At 45.9% G+C, this 8254-nt stretch carries 8 protein-coding genes; 3 read left to right on the plus strand and 5 right to left on the minus strand.

All coding sequences use genetic code 11. The features are described 5' to 3' along the window. The 5 genes from IT291_05645 to IT291_05665 form a co-directional block, all read right to left on the minus strand. On the minus strand, positions 1-476 hold a 476-nt coding region (locus tag IT291_05645; GenBank protein MCC6220707.1), incomplete at its 3' end, for a sigma-70 family RNA polymerase sigma factor. Between the two features lie 250 nt (positions 477-726). Continuing rightward, complete coding sequence (locus IT291_05650; GenBank protein ID MCC6220708.1) at positions 727-1614, minus strand: MinD/ParA family protein; 888 nt, start codon at positions 1612-1614, stop codon at positions 727-729. A 1-nt stretch (position 1615) separates the two neighbouring features. Further along, positions 1616-3709: a flagellar biosynthesis protein FlhA gene (gene flhA / locus IT291_05655; GenBank protein ID MCC6220709.1), complete on the minus strand. Its 2094-nt coding sequence runs from the start codon at positions 3707-3709 to the stop codon at positions 1616-1618. A 22-nt stretch (positions 3710-3731) separates the two neighbouring features. Next, positions 3732-4844 (minus strand): EscU/YscU/HrcU family type III secretion system export apparatus switch protein, encoded by a 1113-nt coding sequence (locus tag IT291_05660; protein MCC6220710.1) that lies wholly within the window; start codon positions 4842-4844, stop codon positions 3732-3734. 341 nt (positions 4845-5185) lie between these two features. Then, entirely contained in the window at positions 5186-6589 is a 1404-nt protein-coding gene (locus IT291_05665) for a hypothetical protein (protein MCC6220711.1), read from the minus strand. 326 nt (positions 6590-6915) lie between these two features. Here IT291_05665 and IT291_05670 point away from each other — a divergent pair, with 326 nt between their 5' ends. From IT291_05670 to IT291_05680, 3 genes are all read left to right on the plus strand, one after another. Beyond that, positions 6916-7374, plus strand: coding sequence for a hypothetical protein (locus IT291_05670; GenBank protein MCC6220712.1), 459 nt, complete (start codon positions 6916-6918; stop codon positions 7372-7374). Continuing rightward, the gene (locus tag IT291_05675) at positions 7304-7654 is read left to right on the plus strand and encodes an EscU/YscU/HrcU family type III secretion system export apparatus switch protein (protein ID MCC6220713.1); all 351 of its coding nucleotides are present in this window, start codon (positions 7304-7306) and stop codon (positions 7652-7654) included. Before IT291_05670 ends, IT291_05675 begins: the two co-directional genes overlap by 71 nt. Positions 7655-7807: 153 nt before the next feature. Next, positions 7808-8200 (plus strand): hypothetical protein, encoded by a 393-nt coding sequence (locus tag IT291_05680; GenBank protein ID MCC6220714.1) that lies wholly within the window; start codon positions 7808-7810, stop codon positions 8198-8200. Positions 8201-8254: the final 54 nt, after the last annotated feature.

Here is an 8254-nt window from a genome sequence, read left to right on the forward strand (position 1 = left end):
CCAAAACCGAGCTCTTCAAAACTTAACATTACTACGCTACTTACTTCGCTTAACATCTTTTGAAGCAACTCAATATCGACGCCTAACTCAGTTGCTACCTCATCATCAGTAGCAGGCCGCCCATGCGCCTGCTCTAACTTGTGATAGGCATTCTCCAGCTTACTTGCCTTATGTCTAAGCGAACGGGGGGCCCAATCCTGTGAGCGAAAGCTATCTAGAATTGCCCCGCGAATGCGAAATTGAGCATAAGTGGAAAAATTGGTTTCGTGCCGCGGATCGTACTTCTCCAAGGCATCTACCAACCCAATAATGCCGGAGTTTAGCATTTCCTTAATATCGACCTCAGCGGGCAAACGTCCGGCAAGGCGATGCACGACGCGCTTAACTAGCGGAAGAAAGCTTCTAATGAGCTCTTCGCGCTCGACTTCGTCGATTATTCGGCACGGCTCAGCGGTGGCGCTCTGCTTTGTTTTCACCACTTCTCGTTTCCTCCCAAGATATCCAAGACCTTATTATGATGCGTCCCGCGAGCATAAGACTTAAAACAATTAAGCCACACCTCCAAATTAATGCAGATAATCGTGCGCCCCCCAATAAGCCTCCAATCACTGTAATGACAAAAGAAAGCATGGTTAGGCCCGTCCAATAGCGTTGAAGATTTTCATATCGGACTTTTAAGCTACTGATTTTCTTAGTAGTTTTAGCCACGGTGCCTTACCTAATCGCTTAGTTATTGGCTTTTAGGAGGGACTGAAACAGGAACTGCATGCCGCCACTGGGCGTTTTGCTGCGAGCCTTTGAGGTTAGCTTTTTAGCTAAGTTGGCTATGTTAATGCTTGCTTTAGACCCGGGATAAAGCTCTATAAAGGGTCGCTGTGCGATTACCGCTTCTGAGACTTGACGATCATCGCAGATGGATCCCAAATATTTCAGGCTAACGTCTCTAAGGAATTTATCCGATGCTGCTGCAAGTTGTGCGTATGTGGTTCTTCCATCAGTGCCAGCAGGCGTCCGATTAGCTATGATGTTAAACTGCCGAACGCCACACCTTTGGGCGAGAACTTTAATGAGCGCATAAGCGTCTGTTAGCGTAGTTGGTTCAGAGTCGATTACAACTAGCACGTCTTCTGCCGCTACGTTAAAGTACATTACGTTATCGCCTATCCCAGCGGCCGTGTCGATTAGGATATAGTCGTATCTATCGCCTAATTCCTCAAAACTCGACATTAATGCTAGGCGCTCTTCTTCGCTAAGATTAGTAAGCTCTGGAATACCGCTAGCTGCTGGTATGACATCTACGCCAAAACTGCTCGTTACGATAATATCGCTAATCTTAGCCTTACCCGACACTACGTCTTGAATAGTAGCTTTTGGCTGAAAGCCCAGAAGGATGTTGATGTTTGCTAACCCCATGTCGGCATCGAGCAGCAATACTTTATGTCCCAACTTTGATATTGCAACGCCCAAATTCACGGTGACGTGGGTTTTCCCCACGCCGCCCTTCCCGCTGGTAATAGAAAACACTCGTGCTGGCTGTTTAGTCATAGAAATCTTTTTGTTATTCGCTGCAAGTATTAGTTTCGATGTTCGGTAGGTGGCAGGCAATTCAAGCATTTTATTCTCCGCTGTCTATACTTACTACTCCTGCTGACGTAATGCGCACGCCTGAATCTATCTCTTGGTGCGATAGGACGGCAAAGCCTGGAATGAATCGCTCTGTAAAAGAAAAAAGCGCAGCTCTAAGTTGAGCTGGCGCAAGTAATACTGGACTGCTGCCGAGTTGGCTAAATCTCTCCGCAGCTGCGCTTAGTTTGGCCAAAAGTTTCTGCGCAATGCTCGGTTCTAAGGCAAGATATGAACCATGTTCTGAGACCTGTAGAGAATCTGCCAAAGCTCTTTCGAGAGACGGCGTCATGCTAATTAGCGTTAATGAACCGTTATCTGCTGCGTGCCTTGCCGTAATATTGCGCCGCAATGCTCTCCTCGCGTGCTCAGTTAGGCGTTCAGGCGATTTTGTCGTTGGACCCCAATCTGCAAGCGTTTCTAAAATAGTGCGCAAATCCCGAATGCTGACGCCTTCTTTTAGTAAGTTGCAGAGCACCTGTTGAACGATGCCTAATGGCAAAATGTTCGGAATGACTTCCTCGACGAGCTTGGGGGCGTTTTTGGACAAGTTGTCGAGTAAACCTTGAACTTCTTGGCGGCCCAGGAGTTCGTTAGCATGGCGCTTGATGAGTTCCGTAATATGCGTCGTCACGACCGTCGCAGGATCTACTACTGTATAACCGGCAAACTGCGCACGTTCTTTATCCGCTTGGCTAATCCATAAAGCATCTAAACCAAATGCCGGTTCCTTCGTCGGTGTGCCTGGGATTTTTGCTTCGACGCCGCCCGGATCCATTGCTAAATAATGATGTGGCTTAAGTGTGCCAGAGGCAAGTTGAATTCCTTTAAGCATTAAGCGATATTCTGATGGCTGTATTCGCACGTTATCGCGTATGTGAATGGGCGGGACTATAAATCCGAGTTCCATCGCAAATTGACGCCTTAAGGCTCGTATGCGGTCGATTAGATCACCGCCAGTAGAAGCGTCTACCATTGGCACTAACTCGTAGCCAACCTCTAATTCCAGCAAATCGACTCCAAGTAGAGCCTTCACCTCTTCAGTGCTTCCAGGAGCGGGAGTTGCAGGTAGTTCCTTTAGCTCTGCGGCCTTTTTGGATTTTTCATTTTCCTTTATGGCGGTAGTAGCAGATAGCGATAGCGTGCCAGAGCAAATGCCTAGTAGCAAAAACGGTAAGAAGGGCAGGCCTGGCACGAAGGCGAAAAATATAGATACAGCAGCAGCTAGGCCTAATGGTTGCGAAAACCTAGTCAATTGCCCAGTTACCTCTGTTCCGAGATCTGCTCCTGAAGCAGCACGGGCAACAATCATACCGGCGGAGGTAGATATGATTAGCGCGGGGATTTGACTCACTAAGCCGTCACCTACGGTTAGCAAGGTGTAAGTTTCCGCCGCTTCTCGCCAAGGCATTCCAGCCTGGACTATGCCAATAAATAAGCCGCCCAATATATTAACGAAAGTAATAAGGATGCCAGCCATGGCATCTCCGCGCACGAACTTTGAAGCTCCGTCCATGGCCCCGTAAAACTCAGCTTCCCGCGCTAAATCCTTTCTCAGTTGCTTTGCCTCATCCTCACTGATTAGTCCGCTATTTAAATCCGAGTCTATCGCCATTTGCTTGCCAGGCATGGCGTCAAGTGTAAACCTGGCAGCTACTTCTGCTATTCGTCCGGAACCTTTGGTTATTACCGTAAAGTTAATCATTACGATAATTGTAAATATGACTACGCCGACTACGTAGTTCCCTCCTAAGACGAAATTGCCAAATGCTTGAATTACGTGTCCCGCAGCGTCTAATCCCTGATCTCCGTTTAGGAGGATCAGTCGAGTGGATGTTATGTTCATCGCTAATCTGAACAAGGTCGTGATTAGGACTATTGATGGATAGGCTGAAAACTCTAATGGTCGGCCGAGATAAAGTGCCACGAATAAGACCACGAGAGAAATAGTAATGTTAAACGCTAGGAGAATGTCGAGTAGAGTGGCCGGTATCGGTATGATCATTATGACGATCATACCGACGAGTAAGGCAGGTACTGTGTAGACGGTTCCGGCTGAACTTTTTAGTTGTGTATCGGTGGCCACAGACTATTTCCTCAGGCTAGAGTTATTCATTGCGCTTGTTCCCTGAACCACTGCGTCCAAAAGGGCTTTTGCCCTTTAGTTTGTATACGTAGGCAAGCAGTTCAGCTACCGCAGCAAATAGCTCGTATGTAATAAACTGGCCAATCTCGACATTAGCAAAAAGTGCTCGTGCCAATGGCTTGCGCTCGATTACTGGGATATTGTCTTTCGCGGCAATTTCTTTAATTTTCTCGGCGATAAAACCTTTTCCTTTTGCTACGACCTTTGGCGCATGATCTTCTGTTAGGTTGTACTTAATTGCTACAGCAATATGGGTTGGGTTTGTCACTACGACATCGGCAGTGCGAACTGCTGCAAACATGTTTTCGCGAGCTCTTTGCATGGCTTTTGCGCGAATTTGTAGTTTTGTCTTCTCGTCACCTTCTACGGCTTTTCGCTCTTCCTTTATCTCCACCTTGGTCATCTTTAATTCCTTGTTCGTTTTGTAGGACTGCCAGAGGTAATCAAGAATGGCTAAAACTAGTAGCAGGCTCATAATGCGCCGGAAAACAAGTGTGGAGACTTGGCTTGTAAAGGGAAGGAGGTGAGTGATGGGAACTCGCATCAGCTCCATTATCTCGGGAAAAACTTCAAAAAAAGCAAAATATGCAATCGGTGCAATTATGCATAACTTGGCAAGCGCCTTTAGAACATTAACCGCATTTTGTGTGGAAAATAACCGCTTGATTCCAGAAACGGGATTTAAGTTGCGAAACTTTGGTTTTAGCAATTTGTTGGACCAGAGGAATTTTGTCTGCAGTGCGGTAGTTCCGGCGCCAAACAGGGCAGCAATAATTGTTATAAAAAGTAGATCTGGAAGTATTAGCTTGAGTAGGCCAATAAATTGGGACTGTAGAAGATTTAGAGAAAATTCCTCAGACGAATATTTGCCAGATAGGCCGCTCTGAGTAACTATAAGCAAATCCCGCCATAGGCGAGGGGCGACCATTTGTAGACCAATGAACGCAGCAATTAATCCCATGACCTGAGATAGATCGGTGGAACGAGCAACCTGCCCCTCCGTACGAGCCTCGCTTAGTCGCTTCGCCGTAGGCCGTTCAGTTTTTTCTCCGGTATCGTTTTCGTCCGCTGCCATGATTCGCTAGTTCGAGAAGTTTTTAAGGGCCTTTTGGTAAACTGCTGTTACTTGCTATGAATTTATTCACTCTTCACAACTATTATAAGCAAACAGCGTGCCTAAGTTCGTTATAGAAGGATTATAAAGCCAGTTAGGAAAGGGAAGTTGTAAAGCGCGATAGTGGATTGTCTAAGTTGCTAGAAAGGCTACGGTTTCACTCCTCAGCATTTTGCTGCGAGAATTTATTATAAACCGTTTCAAGATATATCTCGTCAGGTCTGCAAGAACATTTAGTCAATCGCCCAACACTCCAGCGGCGACTACTTGTCACGGTCTCTCCGCAATCCGGGTAGAGTCAATTATATCATTGATGTGCCAACCAAACCGAAATCTAGAGAAATAAACGCGCGATGGATTTTGTAGTCGTCAGTGCCTAGGCTTAAGAAGTTGTCGCTCCCTGTGTCTGCATCCTGGTTGCTGTAGTTCCAACCCACTGCAATTGCCAAAGCTTCGGTAATAAAATATCTCACGCTAGTAGTGACTTCAAAGCGATCTGTCGCATCTGAAAGGGAGTCGCCTTCATCAAACTGCGTAAACAATCCAGAAGCCGATAGCTGCCAGGCTTCGCCTATTTTATGTAAACCGTTTAGGCTAAAAGTCCTAGACAAGATGTTATCTCCATCGATATCTATCAGCTTAGATTGATCTACGGCTAAGCTAAATATCGTTCCGACGCGTGGCATAAAATCAGCGCCAGCGTTAAACGCTAAAGAGCTTTCTTCGTCATCTCTCTCAGTTGCGATTAGGATTGTGTTGCCGCTGTCGTCGATGATGGCGTCAGTCCTCGGTTCTGGATCTTCTGATAGAAATGACAAATCACCTCCTACTCCAGCAAATAGATTTAGTTTGTCGCTAAATGCGTAACGACAACCGATTCCGAGATTAGCTATAGTTCGATCGATGTCGTCCGCTGATTTGCCAATTATGTCGTTAGTCTTGACGCTAGTGAATTTGAGATAATCTACGCCCGCATAAACTTCAGTATCTAAACGCTCTGTCGTGTGGTGCGTTAATACCGTTGTTAGGCTGTTAGAGACGTAATCCGAACCTTCCTCTTCAAGTTCGTCCGGCGAGCGATCGCTAAAGAGAAATTCGCCTAGAAAATCATGTCGCGTTAATCCGTAATGTAGGCCAAAGTCAGTCTTGTCTATGATTTGAATGTTGCCAATTCCCGCGGTAAGCGTTGCGTCGTGAGACTGGGAAACTCTCGCACTGCTCCCTTGGGCAATAGCAACGTTCTGGCTATCAGAAGTTAGGTCACTAGTTAAAGCAATAAAAAAAGGATTGGGAATGAGTAACTCAGTCGATTCTACTTTTAAGTGAGTATCTGCAGTCAAGCGACTTTCGTCTGACTCATCGGCAAAAAAAAGCGAACCAACTTCTCCTTCGAGACCTGCCTTTATTGTTTCGTGTATGGGTATTGCCCCAGATAAACCCAAGTGTAAATTGCTAATCAAGTCATCGTTTTTCTTCCCATCTGCGGATTTAGGCAAGGCAATCGGGAGTCCGTCGCCATCCAAGAGAGGTATTGGTTGACCAGTTTCGTTCTCGAGAAATACGTTGCTGTCGTACAACTCCTGCGCGCCAACAGTAACTGCAATTTGCGCCGCTGCGGGCGATGCGGCACATAAAGAAATAAATAGCGAAAAAGTTAGTAAGGCGAATGCATGGCGAAGCAATGATGCTACTAGTTTTAAGTCCACTGGATAACCTCCATACTGCAACTGTTAGTCGAATATCTCTCTCTCCGAGAATTACCTAATCTACGAGCATCTATATCCCAGATAGGCCTTTAGCACTACTAGGATTTACTATCGTGGGTGTATTGGATAGGCTTCCTAATCCCTAGATTTGTCTTTATTGGCGAGTGCTTACGCATTCAGAGAGACGGTTGATGCTGATAATGTAATGTGTATGTTTTCGGATACACCCCGTATTTAATTGCCGCTTTAGAATAAGCGAGATGTTGTCGATTTAATAAGATACTGTAACTTAGATAATTGATGCACTTTTATTTACAGCGAGAATAATGCAACAGACGGCAGGTCATTCGTGCGTATCCAATGGACGGGCCAAGCGGGCGGTCGACCCAGACATGAGGCGAGAGGCGCTTCGCACTGCCTTTGTTTCGCGTTTTATTGTCTTGCGCGAAGGACGGCGTTCGAGGGCACATCGCGACATAGAGCAGTTTAGTTGGGATAACGACACTACCGCACATGCTCTCTATGCTAGAATCAGGGAAGCGTTTTTAAGCAATGGGGATAAAATAGAGCCAGTAGATCGCGACCTAAGGCGAGCTTTGGAGCATGCCGAGCGTTCGGTAGACTATTTCCTAAACCAGTACATTGAGAGAAACGTTTTAAGCTTTATGGATGCCCTTATGGATTACGAACGAAGTAATCGCTTGCTCTTTGGAGATGATCCGAGCGAGGTTCCAAGAACTGGCGGATGGCGATTGCCCAGTGGAAAAGCAAAGTGCAGCAAATAAACGAAAACGGGCAGTAGCTCTAAGCTACGCCCAAGGGGAGAATGCTCCCAAAATCGTCGCTACGGGTGCTGGCGAGATAGCAAAGAGAATTATTGAGCTTGCACAGCAAAACGGAATACCCATTACAGAGAACGACTCTTTAACCGAAATTCTTTCAAAACTAGATCTTGGCGTGGAAATTCCGCCAGAAACATACAAAGCAGTAGCTGAAATTCTTGCCTTTTTGTACCGCACGGATGAGGCTTGGCGAAAAAAGAAGCTGGAACAAAGCAAGAAATAACATTGAGAGACTGTAAGAAGGAGGTAGTTTTTAGGTAATCCTTTTGATTGTGTTGCTAGTCATTAATAACTTCGCATAACATCCATATAGTTTTCGCACCGACGGTGGACAATTGTTCTTCTGTCTTAGTTTCTGTAACGATTAGAGCCACTTATGTCATCTGTTACAAACCCATTAACGGGCCAACAATTCGGAGCTGCTAATGGCGATCCTTCTAAAAAGGACGCTACGGTGGCTAATAGCTATCATGATCCGGCCGATAAGAAAGAAGGTAGTAAACGATGGCGAATGGTTATCCTATCTTCAGTTGTTTGTCTCGTTCTCTTTAGCGGTTTGCTCGTGGGGGTAGTGATGGAGAATAGAGCGGGCCGAGCGCATATGGCAGAGTATTCTCAGGGGAGCGTTTCTTTTAGCCAAAGATCAAGCAGAACTAATGGTTTTTTAGAAATAGTCGCTTCGCTATTTTGTCGCGGAGGGCAGAAGGCGAGTTTTTGCGAGAAAGTTCATAACACCTCATCAAATGCTAAAGTATTAGTTTCTAAGTAATAAGATTGGCAATCTTTTTTATGAGATAGGGAGCGTTGAAATACATCCCCCCCC

The organism is Deltaproteobacteria bacterium (genome assembly GCA_020845775.1).
In the GTDB taxonomy this organism is placed as follows: domain Bacteria; phylum Bdellovibrionota_C; class UBA2361; order SZUA-149; family JADLFC01; genus JADLFC01.